At 72.4% G+C, this 17,705-nt stretch carries 15 protein-coding genes; 8 read left to right on the forward strand and 7 right to left on the reverse strand.

All coding sequences use genetic code 11. The annotated features are described in order from the left end of the window. A complete protein-coding gene (locus A4A78_RS07135; RefSeq protein WP_062947611.1) occupies positions 1-1,158 on the forward strand; it encodes a polysaccharide pyruvyl transferase family protein in 1,158 nt (385 codons plus the stop codon). Between the two features lie 105 nt (positions 1,159-1,263). Here A4A78_RS07135 and purL read toward each other — a convergent pair whose 3' ends face one another. The 3 genes from purL to A4A78_RS07150 all read right to left on the reverse strand — a co-directional run bounded on the left by purL (position 1,264) and on the right by A4A78_RS07150 (position 6,612). Further along, positions 1,264-3,591, reverse strand: a complete 2,328-nt coding sequence (purL, locus tag A4A78_RS07140; RefSeq protein ID WP_062947612.1) for a phosphoribosylformylglycinamidine synthase subunit PurL — start codon at positions 3,589-3,591, stop codon at positions 1,264-1,266. Between the two features lie 229 nt (positions 3,592-3,820). Next, a complete protein-coding gene (locus A4A78_RS07145; protein WP_062947613.1) occupies positions 3,821-5,995 on the reverse strand; it encodes an acyl-CoA dehydrogenase in 2,175 nt (724 codons plus the stop codon). Then, a complete protein-coding gene (locus A4A78_RS07150) occupies positions 5,992-6,612 on the reverse strand; it encodes a TetR/AcrR family transcriptional regulator (RefSeq protein WP_062947614.1) in 621 nt (206 codons plus the stop codon). The genes A4A78_RS07145 and A4A78_RS07150 overlap by 4 nt, the downstream gene beginning before the upstream one ends. A gap of 85 nt (positions 6,613-6,697) precedes the next feature. Here A4A78_RS07150 and A4A78_RS07155 point away from each other — a divergent pair, with 85 nt between their 5' ends. The 5 genes from A4A78_RS07155 (at position 6,698) to A4A78_RS07175 (ending at position 11,963) form a co-directional block, all read left to right on the forward strand. Next, complete coding sequence (locus A4A78_RS07155; RefSeq protein ID WP_062947615.1) at positions 6,698-8,020, forward strand: acetyl-CoA C-acetyltransferase; 1,323 nt, start codon at positions 6,698-6,700, stop codon at positions 8,018-8,020. Positions 8,021-8,046: 26 nt separating this feature from the next. Continuing rightward, a complete protein-coding gene (locus A4A78_RS07160) occupies positions 8,047-9,387 on the forward strand; it encodes a 3-oxoacyl-ACP reductase (RefSeq protein ID WP_062947616.1) in 1,341 nt (446 codons plus the stop codon). After that, positions 9,384-10,388, forward strand: a complete 1,005-nt coding sequence (locus tag A4A78_RS07165; protein WP_062947617.1) for a MaoC/PaaZ C-terminal domain-containing protein — start codon at positions 9,384-9,386, stop codon at positions 10,386-10,388. Before A4A78_RS07160 ends, A4A78_RS07165 begins: the two co-directional genes overlap by 4 nt. 298 nt (positions 10,389-10,686) lie before the next feature. After that, on the forward strand, positions 10,687-11,694 hold the full coding sequence (locus A4A78_RS07170; protein WP_197466635.1) for a C2 family cysteine protease: 1,008 nt from the start codon (positions 10,687-10,689) through the stop codon (positions 11,692-11,694). A gap of 20 nt (positions 11,695-11,714) precedes the next feature. After that, positions 11,715-11,963, forward strand: coding sequence for a hypothetical protein (locus A4A78_RS07175; protein WP_156488567.1), 249 nt, complete (start codon positions 11,715-11,717; stop codon positions 11,961-11,963). A gap of 28 nt (positions 11,964-11,991) precedes the next feature. On the opposite strand, the gene A4A78_RS07180 is transcribed toward A4A78_RS07175, so the two are convergent. Continuing rightward, complete coding sequence (locus tag A4A78_RS07180; protein WP_156488568.1) at positions 11,992-12,519, reverse strand: hypothetical protein; 528 nt, start codon at positions 12,517-12,519, stop codon at positions 11,992-11,994. A gap of 325 nt (positions 12,520-12,844) precedes the next feature. Here A4A78_RS07180 and A4A78_RS07185 point away from each other — a divergent pair, with 325 nt between their 5' ends. Further along, complete coding sequence (locus A4A78_RS07185) at positions 12,845-14,593, forward strand: HNH endonuclease signature motif containing protein (protein ID WP_231880861.1); 1,749 nt, start codon at positions 12,845-12,847, stop codon at positions 14,591-14,593. Between the two features lie 19 nt (positions 14,594-14,612). On the opposite strand, the gene A4A78_RS07190 is transcribed toward A4A78_RS07185, so the two are convergent. Together A4A78_RS07190 and A4A78_RS07195 are read right to left on the reverse strand one after the other, a co-directional pair. Then, entirely contained in the window at positions 14,613-15,572 is a 960-nt protein-coding gene (locus A4A78_RS07190; RefSeq protein ID WP_062947622.1) for a nucleoside hydrolase, read from the reverse strand. A gap of 183 nt (positions 15,573-15,755) precedes the next feature. Beyond that, positions 15,756-15,956: a hypothetical protein gene (locus tag A4A78_RS07195; RefSeq protein WP_062947623.1), complete on the reverse strand. Its 201-nt coding sequence runs from the start codon at positions 15,954-15,956 to the stop codon at positions 15,756-15,758. Positions 15,957-16,043: 87 nt separating this feature from the next. Here A4A78_RS07195 and A4A78_RS07200 point away from each other — a divergent pair, with 87 nt between their 5' ends. Then, positions 16,044-16,442, forward strand: a complete 399-nt coding sequence (locus A4A78_RS07200; RefSeq protein ID WP_062947624.1) for an MmcQ/YjbR family DNA-binding protein — start codon at positions 16,044-16,046, stop codon at positions 16,440-16,442. A 102-nt stretch (positions 16,443-16,544) separates the two neighbouring features. Here the strand turns inward: A4A78_RS07200 and A4A78_RS07205 are convergent, their stop codons facing one another. Next, positions 16,545-17,684, reverse strand: a complete 1,140-nt coding sequence (locus A4A78_RS07205) for a serine hydrolase (RefSeq protein ID WP_062947625.1) — start codon at positions 17,682-17,684, stop codon at positions 16,545-16,547. Between the last annotated feature and the right edge of the window lie 21 nt (positions 17,685-17,705).

Here is a 17,705-nt window from a genome sequence, read left to right on the forward strand (position 1 = left end):
GTGCGACTCTTCCGTCGACGCTCCTCGGGAGCGTCCTTCTCGCCGGCGGAGTCCGCGACGCTCCGCACGAGCTTCTCTGGCCCCGTCGAGGCGCCGTTCTACCTCGTCTCGATGGCGGGTTACCCGAACTTCGGCGACGAGCTGATCGCGCGGCGCTGGATCGAGCACCTCGCGATCCACCGGCCGGACGAGGAGGTGTGGCTGGACTGCCGCTTCCCCGGCACGGCCAGTGCGCTGTTCGGGGGCCTCCACCCGCAGCTGCGGGTCACCGATGCCGTCTTCCGGGCGGTCGAGGACTCGCTGCGGGGCTCGCGCCGACCGGTCGAGGACATCGTCGCCCACCTCGGCACCCCGCTCTACGATGCGCCTCTGCTCGCGCTGCGCGAGGCCCGCTCCCTGCACCTGCTCGGCGGCGGCTTCGTCAACGCCGTCTGGCCCGAGAACGCGCACCTGGTGCGGGCGATGCGGGCCGCGGCGGAGATCAGCGGCGCTCCGCTGCTCGCGACCGGTCAGGGACTCGCCCCCTTCGGCGAGGAGCAGCTGGCGGGATTCGACCACGTCGGCGTGCGGGACGTGGCCAGTGCCGAGAGGCTCGGAATCGAGAGCGGCGTCGACGACGCCTATCTCGTCGAGCAGGCACCCGAACGGGTCGACGACCAGGAACCGGAGCTCGTGCTCTGCGTGCAGTCCGACGCTCTGGACGAGGGCTCCTTCGAGCGGCTCGTCGCCCATGTGCGCGAGACCGTCGCCTCGCTCGGCATCCCGCGGGAGCGCACCCGCTACATCGAGGCGCTGCCCGGCGGCGACCACGCCGGCTTCGAGCGGCTGAAGGGCCTCGTGGCGGAGGACGGCTTCGTCCCCTTCACGAGCTTCTGGCGCGGGGAGCTCGCACCGGCGGCGCACCAGGTCTGGATCACCACGCGCTTCCACCACCACCTCGTGGCCTCGCTGCACGGGGCGCGGGGGATGGCGCTCAGCGCCCGCAGCGGCTACTACGACGTGAAGCACGGCTCCCTCGTGGAGCTCGGCAGCGGCTGGCGGGTCTCGGACGGCACGGGAGAGGTCCCGACTCTCGCCGATCTCGAGCGCCCGGGCTCCTTCGAGGACGCGATCATGCGCAAGCGCCGCGAGGCCGAGCTGCTGTACGGCACCGCCTGAGCCGCTCCAGCCGGCGGCATCGCCGACCGACGTGGCGGACGTGCGAGCACAGGAGCGCCCCGGGACCCATCGAGGGTCCCGGGGCGCTCCTGTCGTGTCCGGACCTCAGGCGAAGTGGCGCGGCAGCGTGCCCTCGCGCAGCTCCCGCAGCTCGCCGAGCGCGAAGGCGCCCACGCCCTCGATCTCGAGGTCGGTGCCGCCGGTCGCGCCGAGCGCGAGCACCGGCACGCCGTGCTCGGCGGCGAGGGCGAGGAAGCGCTCTTCGGACTCGGCCGGGACCGCGACCAGGGCGCGGGCCTGTGACTCGGAGAACAGGGCGGTGGGGAGGTCCACGCCGTCCCGCTCGAGGAGCTCGGCGAGGTCGACGCGGGCGCCGGTGCCGAAGCGTGTCGTCGACTCGACGAGCGCCTGGACGAGCCCGCCGTCGGAGAGGTCATGCGCGGAGGCGGCGAGCCCCTGCTCGGAGGAGGCGACGAGCACGCGGGCGAGCGCGCGCTCGGCCTCGAGGTCGACCTGCGGCGGGAGACCGCCGAGGTGCTGGTGGATCACGTCGGACCAGGCCGAGCCCGAGAGCTCCTCGCGGGTCGTGCCCAGCAGCAGTACGCGCCGGCCCTCGCCCTGCCAGCCGGAGGGGACACGGCGCGCGACGTCCTCGAACACGCCGAGCACGCCGACGACGGGCGTGGGGTGGATCGCGGAGTCGATCAGGCCCGGCTCGCCGGTGGAGTTGTACAGCGAGACGTTGCCGCCGGTGACGGGCACCTCAAGCGTCTCGCACGCCTCGGCGAGCCCGCCGATCGCCTCGACCAGCTGCCACATGGGGCCCGGGTCCTCGGGGGACCCGAAGTTCAGGCAGTCCGTGATCGCCAGCGGGGTCGCCCCGGAGGTCGCGACGTTGCGGTACGCCTCGGCCAGCGCCAGCTGCGCGCCGGTGCGCGGGTCGAGCTTGGTGTAGCGGCCGTTCGCGTCGGTCGCGAGCGCGATGCCGCGTCCGGTCTCCTCGTCGATGCGCAGCACGCCGGCGTCGTCGGGCATGGCCAGCGCCGTGTTCCCGCCGACGTAGCGGTCGTACTGGTCGGTGACCCAGCCCGTGGAGGCGAGGTTCGGGGAGGCGATCAGCGCGCGGATGTGCGAGGAGATCTCCTCGGCGCCCTCGGGGCGGGGGAGGGCCTCGGCGCGGTCGGCCTGGAGGGCGTCCTGCCAGTCGGGGCGGGCGTAGGGCCGGTCGTAGACGGGGGAGTCGATCGCGACGGTCGCCGGGTCCACGTCCACGATCCGCTCGCCGTGGTGGTCGATGGTGAGGCGTCCGTCGCCGGTGACCTCGCCGATCACGGCGGCCTCGACGTCCCACTTGGCGGCGATCGCCTGGAACTCCTCGAGCTTCTCCGGCGGGACGACCGCCATCATGCGCTCCTGCGACTCGCTCATGAGGATCTCGCCGGCGGTGAGGGTCGGGTCGCGCAGCAGCACCTCCTCGAGGTGGATGTGCATGCCGGAGCCGCCGTTGGCGGCGAGCTCGGAGGTCGCGCAGGAGATGCCCGCGGCGCCGAGGTCCTGGATGGCCGCGACGGTGCCGGCCGCGTACAGCTCGAGGCAGCACTCGATGAGAACCTTCTCCATGAAGGGGTCGCCCACCTGGACGCTCGGGCGCTTCAGCGGCCCGTCCTCCTCGAAGGTCTCCGAGGCGAGGATGGAGGCGCCGCCGATGCCGTCGCCGCCGGTGCGGGCGCCGAAGAGGACCACCTTGTTGCCTGCGCCGGTCGCGGCGCCGGAGCGGATGTCCTCGTGGCGCATCATGCCCACCGCGAGCGCGTTGACCAGCGGGTTGGTCTGGTAGGAGGCGTCGAAGACGGTCTCGCCGCCGATGTTCGGCAGGCCGAGGGAGTTGCCGTAGCCGCCCACGCCGGCGACCACGCCGTGGACCACCCGGGCGGTGTCGGGGTGGTCGATCGCGCCGAAGCGCAGCTGGTCCATGACCGCGACGGGCCGGGCGCCCATCGAGATGATGTCGCGCACGATGCCGCCCACTCCGGTCGCGGCGCCCTGGTACGGCTCGACGTAGGAGGGGTGGTTGTGGGACTCGACCTTGAAGGTCACCGCCCAGCCGTCGCCGATGTCGACGACGCCGGCGTCCTCGCCCATGCCCACCAGCAGCTTCTCGCGCATCGCGTCGGTGGTGTGCTTCCCGAAGGTGCGCAGGTGCTTCTTCGAGGACTTGTAGGAGCAGTGCTCGGACCACATGACCGAGTACATGGCGAGCTCGGCATTGGTGGGGCGGCGGTCCAGGATCTCGCGGATGCTCGCGTACTCGTCGTCCTTCAGCCCGAGCTCCGCATAGGGCTGCACCTGGTCCGGCGTCGCGGAGGCGTTCTCGACGGTGTCGGACTCCGCGGCGTGGCCGTGGGGGTAGGTGGGAGTGGTCTCAGCGGTCATCGCGGGGTCGGGTCCGTTCGTCACGAGGGCTGGGGGAGCGGCGGGCCTCGCGGCCCGGCGCAGGGTGCCCCCAGTCTACGAGCGACGCGGCCGACGGGGGCGCCCGGGGCGAGCGCTGAGACCGTCGGTGAGATCGGAACGGCATCCGGCGGGGCGGCGCGCACGGGAAGAGCGGCCGACGGGGACCTCGTCCCGTCGGCCGCTCTCCCGGTCCGTGCCTGTCAGGCGGTCAGCGCGAGGAGCCCTTCCTGCCCTGCGCGCGGCGTGCCCGCTTCTCCGCCTCGCGCAGCGCCTTCTCGCTCACGGGCGCGTCCTGGCTCGCCCGCTGCGCGCGGAAGTACGCGGCGGCCTCGTCCTGGCGCTCCTGCTCCCCGCCGAGCGCGATCGGCGCGCGCACGTGGCCGGGGCGGATGTCGAAGGCCGCGACGAGGTCGAGCACGTGCGGGCGCAGGCGCCACAGCAGCCGGCGCAGGTCCCCCTCGATCTGACGGCCGCGCTGGGTGGAGATCATGCCCGAGAGCAGGAACCAGGCGAGGTCGTCGTTGATCGCGGTGAGGCCGAACAGGTCCCGGACGTCGGTGAGCACGGCGCGGGTGCCCTCATCCTCCATCGCCTCGATCCCGGCGGTGAAGGCGCGCCAGCGCACGAGGTCCGCATGGGCGCGGGCCGCGTCGAGCATCTCGACCTGGTGCTTGTTGACCTCGGCGGCGGCGTCGGCCGGGCTCATCCTCGCGGTGCTGCGCAGGGCGAGGGCGACCTCCTCGACCTTGACCCTGGCGCGGTCGGCGAGCATCTCCTCCTGGAACTCGGCGCTGCGCATCGAGTCGAAGGCGCGGCGCGCGTTGCCGCGGTCGCTCACGCTCTGGCCGAGGCGGGCCCAGGGGGTGTGGCGCTTGGCGAGCACCTCGGCGCGCTGGGCGATGAAACGGCCGATCCCGGCGCGGTCCACGTTCTTCAGCTCGGAGGTGTAGTCCGACAGCAGCCGCTTGGCGACCAGCTGCAGCAGGATCGTGTTGTCGCCCTCGAAGGTCGCGTACACGTCGAGGTCCTGGTGGAGCCCGACGAGCTGGTTCTCGGCCATGAAGCCGGAGCCGCCGCAGGCCTCGCGGCACTCCTGGATGGTGTCCAGGGCGAGCCAGGTGGAGGTCGGCTTGAGCGTCGCGGCGAGGGTCTCGAGGTCCTCGCGCCCCTCGGGGGTGTCGCCGTGGCCGGAGAAAACGTCGTCGAAGGCGTGCAGCAGCTGCTCGTGCGCGAAGGCGCCCGCGTAGGTCGCGGCGAGCTTCGGCAGCAGGCGGTGCAGATGCGCCTGGTAGTCCATCAGCACGGTCTCCCGCGTCGGGTCGGCGGCGGTGAACTGGCGGCGCTGGGTGGCGTAGGTGATCGCGATGTGCAGCGCGAGCTGCGAGGCGCGGATCGCGGAGCCGTCGAGCGAGACGCGGCCCTGCACGAGCGTGCCGATCATCGTGAAGAAGCGCCGCCCGGGGGAGTCGATGGGGGAGGAGTAGGTGCCGTCGGCGGCGACGTCCCCGTAGCGGTTCAGCAGGTTGCGGCGCGGGACGCGCACGTGGTCGAAGGCGAGGCGACCGTTGTCGATGCCGTTCAGGCCGCCCTTCTCGCCGTCGTCCTCGCTCTGCACGCCCGGCAGGAGGCTCCCCTGCGCGTCGCGCACCGGCACGTAGAAGCAGTGCACGCCGTGGTCGACGCCGTTCGTGATCAGGCGCGCGAAGACCGTGGCGGCCCTCGCGTGGATCGCGGCGTTGCCGAGGTAGTCCTTCCACGCGGCGCGGAAGGGGGTGTTGATGACCCACTCGCCGTCCTCGCCGCCGTCGGGGTCGAAGGTCGCCGTGGTGGCGAGGGACTGCACGTCGGAGCCGTGCCCGATCTCGGTCATCGCGAAAGCGCCGGGAGTCTCGAGGCTCATGGCGCCCGGCACCCAGGCCTTCTGCTGCTCCTCGTCGCCCAGCTGCACGATCGCGGAGGTGAACAGCCCCCACTGCACGCCGGCCTTGATCTGGAGGGACGGGTCGGCGACGACCAGCTCCTCGAAGGCGGCGACGTTGGCGCCGTTGTCGTTCGGACCGCCGAGGTGCTCGGGGAGCATCGGCAGGGAGACCTCCTCCTCGGCGAGGGTCCGGAGCTGGCCGAACACCCGCTCCCGGTGCTCGGCGACGCTCGCGTCCGTCGGGCGGTGCATCTCGGGGCGGGCCGCTCGCTCGCGGGCGTCGCGCCGCGCGTCGGCCCAGCTGCCCAGCAGCGCCTCGGAGACCATCTCGACGTCGAGGCGGGGGCTGCCGTCGGCGGGGACCGGGATCGGGCCGGTCGGCGTGGCGCTCGCGGCGGCGTCGGTGCCTCTCGCGGCGGTGGGCGCGGGGGCGGATGTGGTGGTGGAGGTCTCGGCGGTCATGCGTGCAGTCCCTTCATGAGCCAGGTGACCAGGTGGGTCACGAGCTGATCGGAGGTGAGGGTGGTCGAGGCGCCGTCGGCGGCCTCGAGGTCGTTCATCCAGGTGTCCACGGCCCGTTCGACGAAGCCCACCGCGCCGGTCGCCCAGATCTGCGGCGAGGGGGTCCCGGCGGGGAGGAAGGTCGTGATGATGCGGGTCACGGAGTCCAGGAAGTGGTTCAGCCCGTCGCTGGGGCGGGTGACGAAGCGGTACACGCCGGGGGAGCGCTGCGCGGTCGCGACGTAGGCGCGGATCATCGCGTGGATGCGCTCCTCGGGCGCGGGCTCGCGGCCCATCCGCTCCTCGAGCACGCGCATCTCCGCGAGCAGCTTGTCGTGCATCGCCTGGAGGATGCTGCGGCCCAGGTCGCGCTGGAGGTGGGACTTGTCCTCGAAGTACCGGTAGACGATGGACTTCGAGGTGCCCGAGGCCGCGGCGATGTCCTCCATCGTCACGTCGGGGCCGCGCTCGTGGATCAGGTGCCGGGCCACGTCCAGCAGCTCAGCACGTCGCTGCTCTCGGTGCTGGGCCCAGCGGGCCGAGCGCCCGTCCACGGGGGCTTGCGTCGTCGCATTCACAGAACCTAGGGTATCAAGTACCGACGGTTCTATGTAAAGTCCTTCCCGACGATCCGTCCCCGTGACCACGAAGAGGTGCCCCACAGTGACCCCCACCGACTCCCCGCGCGATGCGCTGATCCTCGGCGGCAACCGGATCCCGTTCGCCCGTTCCGGCGGGCCCTACGCCGGGATCTCCAACCAGGACCTGCTCACCGCCGCGCTCGAGGGCCTCGTCGCCCGCTACTCGCTCCAGGGCGAGAAGCTCGGCGAGGTCGCCGGCGGCGCCGTGCTGAAGCTCGCCGGCGACCTCAACCTCACCCGCGAGAGCGCGCTGGGCACGCCGCTGGACCCCCGCACCCCCGCCGTCGACATGTCCAAGGCCTGCGCGACCAGCCTCGAGACCGTCCTGCACGTCTCCAACCGGATCCGCCTGGGCCAGATCGACTCCGCGATCGCGTGCGGCGTCGACTCCGCCTCCGACTCGCCGATCGAGGTCACCCCGCGCCTGCGCCGCATCCTCCACCGCGCCTTCGCGGCGAGGACCGCGATGCAGCGCGTCAAGGCGCTCACCGCGATCCGCCCCGCGGACCTCGCCCCTGTCCCGCCCCGCAACGGCGAGCCCCGCACGGGCCTGTCCATGGGCGAGCACCAGGCGCTGACCACCGCGCAGTGGGGCATCACCCGCGAGGCCCAGGACGAGCTCGCGCTCGCCTCCCACAAGAACCTCGCCGCCGCCTACGACGCCGGGTTCCTCGACGACCTCGTCACGGGCTACCGCGGCCTCGCCCGCGACCAGAACCTGCGTGCCGACTCGACCCTTGAGAAGCTCGGCACCCTCAAGCCCGTCTTCGGCGTGAAGTCGCCGCAGGTCGCAGAGCCGACGATGACCGCCGGCAACTCCACCCCGCTCTCCGACGGCGCCTCCTCCGTGCTGCTGGGCAGCGCCGAGTGGGCCGCCGAGCGCGGCCTCACCCCGCTCGCCCGCGTGGTCGACGCGCGCAGCGCCGCCGTCGACTTCGCCCACGGCGACGAGGGCCTGCTCATGGCCCCCGCCTACGCGGTCCCCGAGCTGCTGGACGCCAACGGCCTGGCCCTGCAGGACCTCGACCTCTACGAGATCCACGAGGCCTTCGCCTCCACCGTGCTGACCACGCTCAAGGCCTGGGAGTCCGAGGAGTTCTGCCGCGAACGCCTGGGCCGCTCCGCGCCGCTCGGCGCGATCGACCGCTCGCGGCTGAACATCACCGGCTCCTCCCTCGCCGCCGGGCACCCCTTCGCCGCGACCGGCGGCCGCCTCGTCGCCACGCTCGCCAAGCTCCTGCACGAGCGCGCGAAGGAGACCGGCCGGGTCCAGCGCGGCCTGATCTCGGTCTGCGCGGCCGCCGGCCAGGGCACGGTCATGCTGCTCGAGTCCGTCACCGACTGACACCCCGACTCTTCACGGAGGTCCCCATGGCCGATGCCTACACCCGCTTCATCCGCTCCGCCCCCGGCGGCGTGCTCGCCAAGCAGCTGGGCCTGCCCCGCCCCTCCCGGCTCCTGCGCCGGAAGGACCGCCCGGCGCCCGTGCTCGGCCCCGTCGTCGTGCTCGGCGCCTCCGCCGGCGCGGACGCGGTCGCCCACCGACTCCTCGAGGGCGGCGCCGACGTGCGCCGCCGCGTCGAGGGCCTGCGCTCGATCGGCTCGGTGATCGTCGTGGCCGACGAGCTCTCCGCGCCCGCGGAGCTCGGCTCGTTGCTGCTCCCGCTCGCCGGGGCGATGCGCTCCCTCGCACCGGGCGCGCGCCTGGTGACGATCTCCCGCCCGGCGACGGGCGAGGAGCCTGCGCGCGATGCCGCCCGCGGCGGGGTCGAGGGGTTCCTGCGCTCGGTCGCGCACGAGATGCGCGGCGGCGCGACCGCCAACGGCATCCTGCTGGCCGACGGGGTCGGGGTCGACGCCCCGGGCGCCGTCGGCGCGCTGCGCTTCTTCCTCTCCGCCCGCAGCGCCTTCATCACCGGTCAGCTGCTGACCGTCTCCACCGAGGCGGGCAGCACGACCGACAACGCCTCGCTCCCGCTCGCCGGGCGCACGGCGCTGGTCACCGGGGCCGCGCGCGGCATCGGCGCGGCCATCGCCCGCACCCTTGCGGCCGACGGCGCGAGGCTCGTGGTGCTCGACGTCCCCGGCGCGGGCACCGAGCTCGCACGCCTGGCCAACGAGCTGCGCGCGATCCCGCTCCAGCTCGACGTCACCTCCGCCGACGCCGGGCGCCGCGTGGTCGAGTTCCTGCGCGAGAAGGGGCTGACCCTCGACGTGCTGGTGCTCAACGCCGGCATCACCCGGGACAAGCTGTTCGCCAACATGACCCCGGACCGCTGGGACCCGGTGCTCGCCGTGAACATCACCAGCCAGATCGCGCTCACCGAGTCGCTGCTCGAGGCCGGGGACGTGCTCGGTGCGCAGCCGCGCGTCGTCTCGCTCGCCTCGACCAGCGGCATCGCCGGCAACCGCGGCCAGACCAACTACGCCGCGTCCAAGGCGGGCGTGATGGCGTTCGTCGACGCGCTCTCGGGTCGTCTCGCCCCGCTCGGCGGCACCGCGAACGCGGTCGCGCCCGGCTTCATCGAGACCGAGATGACCGCGAAGATGCCGCCGCTGACCCGCGAGGTCGCGCGGCGCGTGAACTCGCTGCAGCAGGGCGGCCTGCCCGTCGACGTCGCCGAGGCGATCGCCTTCCTCGCGAGCGACGAGGCGGGCGGCGTGCAGGGCGAGACCCTGCGCGTGTGCGGCCAGAACATGGTGGGCAAGTGAGGGCGGGGCAGGGCGCCGTGGCGCATGCCGAGAACGCGCCGGAGCAGGTCAAGGATCTCTCCGACGTCCCCTCGTTCCCCGCGATCTACGCCGCCGCGCTCGACCCCCGCTCCCGCCTCGGCGGGAGGCGAGGCAAGAGCGGGAAGGGCGGCGCGGGCGGCGGCGCGGAGACGCTGCCGAACATCGCCTACCGGGTGAGGAAGGTGCGGATCGACGCCGAGCGCGCCCGCGACTTCGACCACCTGATGGGCGGTCCCGCGACGGACCTGGTCCACCCCGGCGTGCTGCACGTGCTCGCCTTCCCCGTCTCGCTCGCGCTCATGGCGCGGCGTGGCTTCCCCTTCCCGCTGCTGGGCCTCGTGCACCTGCGCAACCAGGTGCTCCAGCACCGGCCCGTGAAGGTGGGGGATCTCGTGGACGTCGAGTGCCGGGTGCGGGACCTGCGCCCGCACCGCAAGGGCCGCACCTTCGAGGCGGTCTCCACGATCCTCGGCGAGGACGGCGAGATCATCGCCACCGATGTCTCCACCTATCTCGTCAAGGGCGGGGAGCCGGCCGCTGCGGAGCCCTCGGGAACCGCGCCGTCCAGCGCCGCGCCCTCGGACGGCGGGCGGTCGCGGCGCGACTTCGTGCCGCCGCAGCCGACGGGCCGCTGGGTGCTCGGTGCGGACACCGGACGGCGGTACGGTGCGGTCTCCGGCGACGTGAACCCGATCCACCTCTCCGCCGTCAGCGCGAAGGCCTTCGGCTTCCCCTCGGCGATCGCGCACGGGATGTACACCGCCTCGCGCGCCTTCACCGAGGCGCGGGTGGACCTGTCGAAGCCGCTGCGCTGGGACGTCACCTTCGACGCTCCGGTCACACTGCCCGGCTCCGTGCTCGTCGCCTTCGAGGACGATCCGTCGGCCGGGACCGCGCGGTGCGTGGGCTGGAAGCCCGCCCGCGGGGAGAAGGGGCCGCGGCGCTGCTTCGAGGTCGAGGTGACGACGCTCGGGCGGTGACGTTCGGCGGAACGCCTCCACAGGACGGGATCGGCTCTCTCCGTGAGCAGACCCCGTCGGCGGCACGGGGCGCACTGCCGCCGTCCGATCCGCATGGGGACCCCTCCCCATGGCCCCTGAAAGCCCATCGCCGTACATTCTGAATGGACAGCGATCGGCGCCGCATGGGGAGCGGAGCGGAGACGGGTGGAAGCGGAGGGAGCGGGGGGACGTGGAGTTCTTCGGAGCAGACACTGACCAGATGCGAAGCTGGTGCGATCGCGCAGACCAGAGCGCAGAGACGATGGCGGAGCTGCGCATGACACTGGATCAGCACGCGGGATTGATCGCATGGGTCGGCGAAGATGCCGATGTGTTTCGTCAGAAGTGGAATCTTCGAGGGGCAGAGCTCGATTCCCTGGCCGAGCGGCTCCGTGCGGAGGCCGAGGAGACGGCTGCTCATGCAGACGAGCAGGACCAGGCGAGCTCAGCTGACGGCGGATCTGCGTTGGGCGATGGGTCGAACGGGAATGCAGACGGTGGGGAGGGGGACTTTTCTCCGCGCGATCTGCCGGGGGAGCCGAGCACGGGCGACACGGGCAGGTACAAGGAGTTCGACGGCGAGATCGACCTGAGCGACGAGGCGCTGGACTCCAGCCACATCGAGCAGGGACAGCTCGGGGACTGCTGGTTCTTGGCAGGTGCCGGGGCGGTGGCGAACCGAGATCCGGACTTCATCCGTGAGCACATGCGGCAGAACGAAGACGGCACCTGGACCGTCACTCTTTACGACGACGGTGAACCAGTGGAGATCACGGTCGAACCTACTTTCCCCGAGAACGGCGCGGGAGCGCCCGACGGGGTGAACTGGCTCTCCGTCTATGAGAAGGCCGCCGCCGAGTACTTCGGGGGCGAATACTCCGAACTCTCGGGAGGGTTCTCCTCAGATGCCTTCGAGATGATCACGGGTCGCGAGGCGGAGAAGACCGGCGAAGGCGACTTCGCCGACCTCGAGGAGAAGCTGGCTGAAGGGCCGGTTGCCGTCGGCACCGAGAACAACGATGTCGGAGAGCGGGGTTGGAGAATCTGGGAGTCGGAGATCGATGAGGACAACATCGTGCCCAACCACGCCTACATCGTCGAGGAGGTCATCCCCGCGGATGATCCCCGCAATACTCATGGTGAACCGGTCGTCGTGCTGACCAATCCCTGGGGCCCCGATGGCGGGGAGCTCGACGACGTCCAGCGCGATGGCACGCTCACCCTCACGCAGGAGCAGTACCAGGAGAGCTTTGACACCACCTACTCGGTCGACATGGAGGACTGACGATGGCAGAGGGTGACGAGATGACGATCCTGCAGGGCGCGCAGCCACGGCTGCGCGGGGTCAGAGTAGGGGTCCATCGGGTCGGAGAACCCGGGGGTGTCGCCACGGCACGCCTGCTGCTGCGCGACGGTGATCGGCGTCGGAAGGTCGATCTGACCTACGCGAACCCGATCGATCTGCTCGGCCGGGGCACGATGGAGCTCGTGGCGGTCCACCGCCCGACCGCGGGGCAGGAGTCGGCAGCTGTCACCATCCGGCTCTGCGACTGAGAGACCGCCCGCCAGGGCCTGCGGACGTTCAGGCGACGACCTCGTCGGTGCATTCGGGCTCCGCGAGGTCCGCTGTGCCGTGGATGCTCACGTCGAGTTCGGATGCTTTCCAGGTGATCTCCAGGCGTGCGCCCTGCTCATCGGTGCTCGAGAGCTGGAGATGACCGCCGGCGACTTCGGTCTCTTCGAGCGGTGCGAACCCGCTGCCGACGATCGCCTGGGCGGCAGCGGCACGCACCGCATCCACCTTCGGCGCTCTGGCGACCGTAGCGGCGTCGGCGTCGCGGGCAAAGACTCGGCACTGCCCATCCTCGAACTGCGCGCTTCGTCCATCGAGCTCGATCGAACCTTCCTCGACGATTCCCTCAGTCTCCAGCGCGGCGGCGATGTCTTCGACGAGGGCGTCGTGGCCGTCGAGCGACTCGAGGGGGATCGAGGGGGTCGGGGAAGTGCAGGCACTCAGGACCAAGGGGGCGCTGACGAGTGCGATCAACGCCCCGATCGGGCGTGTCGACGGTCCTCGGTGGCATTCCCGGTGCGGCAGAAGCGTGGTCACGGACAGCACCCTAGTACCGGCTGCGAGCGAGGTCAGCGCAGAGGTGGGGCGGACGCCGAGGGACTTGCCGCTTCCGTCGGCTGCCGTTGCATTTCCGAGCCAGTGCGGAGTCGGACGGTGATCTCCTGATGTGGTGCTGTACGAAATGCGCTGATCCTGCCTCTCTCGCAGATCGACCGGCTGGGAGGCGATCCCAGCGTCCCGAATGACGTGCAGCATCGTCGCCTCTCCTCGCCAGCGCACTGCTATCCACAATTTCGAACTACTGATCAGTAGTAACAGGGAAGCTCTTCCTTGCGTCGAACAGATCTGCGAAAATGCAGACATGTCATTCGATTCTCACGGTGGGGCCGTGGAGCCTCCGGAGTCCGACGGGGAGTCCCGTCGGCCCGGTGGCGCGCCGAGCCTCGTCGCGGGGGTCGAGGAGCTCGTCGTCGACGGCATCGACGTCGTCCAGGCCAAGGCGGCGCTCGCACGGCTCGGGGAGCGGGGATCGGCCGATCTCGAGGCGCTCGACGCGCAGCGGACGATCGCCCTGCTGACGGAGCTGCGGATGCTCTCCGGCGCGGTGGCGGCGATCGCGGCGCGTGCCCTCGTCCGTCTCGAGGCGGCGGTCGCCGCCGACAGCCTCGAGCGCGGGGAGACGCCCCGGCAGGCGCAGAAGGTCGCGCGTGCGGAGGCTGCAGCTGCGCTGAAGAAGTCCACATCGGCCGCGGGGCAGAGCATGTCCTCGTGCAGGCGGCTCGTCCGCTCGATGCCCTGTGTGCTCCGGGCTCTCGCCCAGGGGCGGGCGATGCCCGCCGCCGGGCACCAGGTGGGTCGGGCGATGGGGCCGGCGACCCCCGAGCAGCGGGAGCAGGTGGACCGGATCCTCGGCGCGCATCTCGCGGACCTCGAGGACTGCGGACCGGGGGAGTGGGGCGACGAGGCCGCGCTGATCCTCCACGCGCTGGACCCCGAGGGCGCGGCCGCGCGTCATCGCGTGGCGCGCCGGGAGCGCAGCGTCACCGTGCGCCGTGGACGGCACGGCATGGCGACGCTGACCGCGCATCTGCCCGGCCTCGACGCCGCGCGGATCCGCAAGACGCTGTCGGTGGCCGCCGAGCGGGCGCGGGCCGACGGCGACCGGCGCGGTCACCAGCAGATCATGGCCGATCTGCTCGCCGACACGGTCCTCGGCCGCGGCGAGGGAGGCGAGCTGCCCGTGGTCGACATCGGCGTGATCATCACCGACCGCTCCCTGCTCGCGCCCGGCCATGCCGACGCCGCGACCGTGGAAGGACTCGGCGCGGTCCCGTACGAGCACATCCGCGAGGAGATGCTCCGCGCGCTCGAGCACCCGGACCCCGAGGTCGTCCTCGCGCTGCGCATGCTCTACGCGCACAGGGAGGAAGGCCAGCTCGTCGCCGCCGAGTCCCGGGCGCGGGCGTTCCCCGCCGGCCTCGGCCGCCTCCTCCGCTACGCGCACCAGACCTGCCGCGCCCCGCACTGCGACGCGAGCATCCGGCAGATCGACCACATCGTCCCCTGGGCGCAGGGCGGGCCGACGAGTCTCGACAACGGCAACGGGCTCTGCGCCGCCGACAACCAGAAGGAGGCGGCGGGCGCGACCGCCCGCGTGCTCACCGACGAGGACGGGACCCGACGCACCGTCGAATGGACCACCCGCTACGGACAGACCGCAAGGCGGCGCGGGGTGAATTTCGATCCCGTCGGCACGGCGCTGCGGAAGGCGGGAAGGACACCGGCGGTCCCGGACGTCTACGAGGGAGCCGCCGCGGAGCCCGACCAAGACGGGCTCACCCCGGTGCACCGACTCCTCGCGCTGCCGGAGCTCCGTGCAGTGGAGGCAGTGGAGGAGGACGGCGAGGTGCAGGCTGCCGAGGTGCGTCCCGAGGACGCGCGGCCTCTCGGCGAAGGGTCCGCTCCCGACGCGGAGCCCACGACGTCGCGACCACGGGGCACAGTGCAGCCGCATCCTCCCGCAGGGAGAAGAGCGGCCCGGGTGGACTACCTCGTGGTCCTGCCGCCCACTGGCTCACGCGCACGGCCACCGGAGCAGGACGCGGCCTGAGACCGAGCCGTCGGGACCTTCAGCCCAGCCCGGCCTCGAGCGTCCCCAGCAGGTGCTCGACGAACGCGGCGGGCAGGACCTCGTCGAGCAGCTCCACCGTCGGCCCCCGGCCCCATCGCCCCAGCTCGTCGCCGACGGTCTGACCGCGGGTCAGCGTCCCCGCGAGCTCGACGTCCACGGGGAGCGGCCGGGTGCTCGCGAACTCCCCGGTCAGGGCATGGGCGGTGACCAGCGGATCGTGCACGTGCGCGGTCCAGCCGAAGCCGTCGGCCTGGTGGAACTCGAAATAGAAGCGCACCGCGTCGGCGAGGATCCGCGCGACCGGATGTGCCGAGCGGGCGGCGAGGGCCTCGAGCCGCTCGAGCTCCGCCCCGGTGAAGACGATCTGCTCGGTCGCCTGCAGCGCGCCCAGCACCGGCAGCTGCGGCGCCGAGGCGAAGGCCGCGAGCACGCGCTGCGCCGCCTCGGGATCCACTGCGATGTTCCACTCGCTGGTCGCACCGGTGTTGCCGCGATGGTTGATCGCCCCGCCCATCACGTGCAGCCGGCGCAGCAGTCGCGGCAGCTCCGGCTCGATCTCGAGGGCGAGCGCGAGATTCGTGTGCGGTCCGAGGACCAGGCCGACCAGCTCCCCGGGCCGTTCGCGCGCCAGGTCCACCCACAGCTGCGCCCCCGAGCGGAGATCCTCCGTGCGCGTCGGCTCGGGCAGCACGGCGTGGCCGAGCCCGCCCGGGCCGTGGGTGTCGTCGGCGAACATCGGCGGCTCCACCAGCGGACGGTCCGCGCCGAGGGCGACCGGTGCGTCCAGGCCCAGCAGCTCCGAGAGCGCGAGGTTGTTGCGATGCACCGTCGCGGCCGGGACGTTCCCGCCGGTCGAGACGATCCCGGCGACCTCCGCGTCATCGCGGCTGGCGAGATAGGTCAGGGCGATCGCGTCGTCGATGCCGGTGTCGCAGTCGACCAGGAGGGGGAGAGTCATGGACCCAGCCTACGGAGGACGGGGCGCGTCGAGCCGAGGGTCGCAGAGGAGGGACGTGACCCTCGCTCGACGCCTCGACGCCTCGACGCCTCGACGCCTCGACGCCTCGACGCCTCGATCCTGCGAACGTCCGCCGGCTCTCCGGCGATCCTGTCGGGCGCGGCTGCCGTGCCCGCGCGACCGTCAGCCCATCGGCCCGAACAGGACGAACGCGAGGACGACGATGAGGAGCGCCCCCGGGATCAGCATGCTCCCCACCAGCAGTCGGGGCCGGCCCTCGGCGGAGTTCGCCCCGGCACGCAGGCCCTGGCCGATGAACCAGGCCGCGAGGACCAGATCGATCAGCGCCACGAGCAGGAGGACGACGAAGGGGGCGGTGTCCATGCACTCATCCCACCATGCTCCCCGGTGCGACAGAGGCCGCTTCCGGAATCCCTTCCCTCGGGACTCAGCAGGGCGGAGGATCTCTCCATGGCGCATCCGCAGATGTTCGACGACGGCGATCCGTGGCTCGAGCGCGTCCGGGAGATCGCCCTCGCCCTGCCCGGGGCGAAGGAGAAGATCAGCCACGGCCGGCCCGCCTTCCACACCGTGAAGGTGCACTGCTACTACGGCGGATCCCTCAAGGTCGACGGGGAATGGGTTCCTCATGAGCAGTCCGTGATGCTGCATCTCCCGCCCCGGGAACGGGCCGCGCTCGCCGAGGAGCCCCGCAGCTACGTGCCCGCCTATCTCGGCCCGTCGGGCTGGCTCGGCATCGACCTGGACGAGGCGACCGACCTCGTCGAGCTCGCCGAGCTGATCGAGGAGTCCTACCGCACCGTCGCCCCGGCGCGGCTGATCGCCGAGCTGGAGGCGCGGGAGGGCTGAGCTGCCGGAAGCGCCCGGGATCGCTCGCGCCGACTAGGGGCCGGGACGATAGGCCCCGGCGGGGCGGAGCCGGGCCGACGGTCCCGCGGGCCCGCGGCCGACTCAGCTCGGCGGCGTCGGCAGCTCCTGGAACGCCTCGAGCAGCGGCATGAGGTGCTCGCCGATCTCGACCTGCGCGAGCAGCAGCCCGATCGTCCCGTCGGCGTCGACGAAGAAGTCCGTGCCGTACCCGCCGGACCAGCCCCAGCGGCCGCGATGCTCCCCTCCGGTGACGACGCTGACCCCGAAGCCCCAGCCCGTCCCGTCCCAGAAGCCGGGATAGAACGAGTCGGGCCGCTTGACCTCGGCGGGCACCTGATCGGTCGTCATCATCGCGAGGTGCTCCGGGGAGAGCAGCTCCCCGTCCCGCAGCGCGCGCAGGAATCGCAGGTAGTCCGCCGCGGTCGAGACGAGCTCGCCGTGGGAGACGTCGAGCGACGGCTCGCCGACCAGCGGCCCGCCCCCGGCCGGCTCCGCCTCCGCCAGCTGCCCGTCCTCGACCGAGAAGGCCGGCGGCAGACGGTGCCGCTGCGAGAGGGGCACGAAGGACCCGGTATCGACCATCCCGAGCGGCTCGAACAGGTCCGCGCGCAGATGCTCCTCGAGGGACCTGCCGGTCGCCCGGGAGAGCAGGATCCCCAGCACCGAGAAGGAGTGGTGATACCGCCACACCCGACCCGGCCCGCCCACCAGCGGCAGCGCACCAAGCGCCGCGAGCCACTCGTCGGCCCCGAGCGACCACGGCGCCGAGCCCGCCTCGAGTCCGGACTCCGCCATCGCCCGTTGCAGCGGACCCTCCGCGGTCGCGATCCCGAGCCCGGAGGTGCAGGTCAGCAGGTGACGGAGCGTGATCGCGGTGGGGGAGGGGACGGCCTCGTCGAGGTCGGCGTCGGGGCGGGGGAGCACGCGCGGGGCGGCGAGCTCGGGGAGCCAGGGAGCGGCCGGGGAGTCGAGCGCGAGCACGCCCCGTTCGATCAGGCGCAGCGCCGCGACGGCCTGGATCGCCTTGGTCATCGACTGGATGCGCACGATCGCGTCGGCCGGGAACGCCGGGGCGTCGGAGTCGCCCGGTCCGCGCGGGGAGAGCCGCCCGCGGGCGATGGGCTCGGGATCCCGCCCGTGGGAGATGATCCCGCCGGGCACGGTGCCGGCGTCGATCGCGGACTCGAGCAGGCGGACGGCGGGCGAGGTCGGCAGCGACATGGACACAGAGTAGGGGGGCGG

This window comes from Brachybacterium sp. sponge (assembly GCF_001613775.1).
Classification (GTDB): domain Bacteria; phylum Actinomycetota; class Actinomycetes; order Actinomycetales; family Dermabacteraceae; genus Brachybacterium; species Brachybacterium conglomeratum.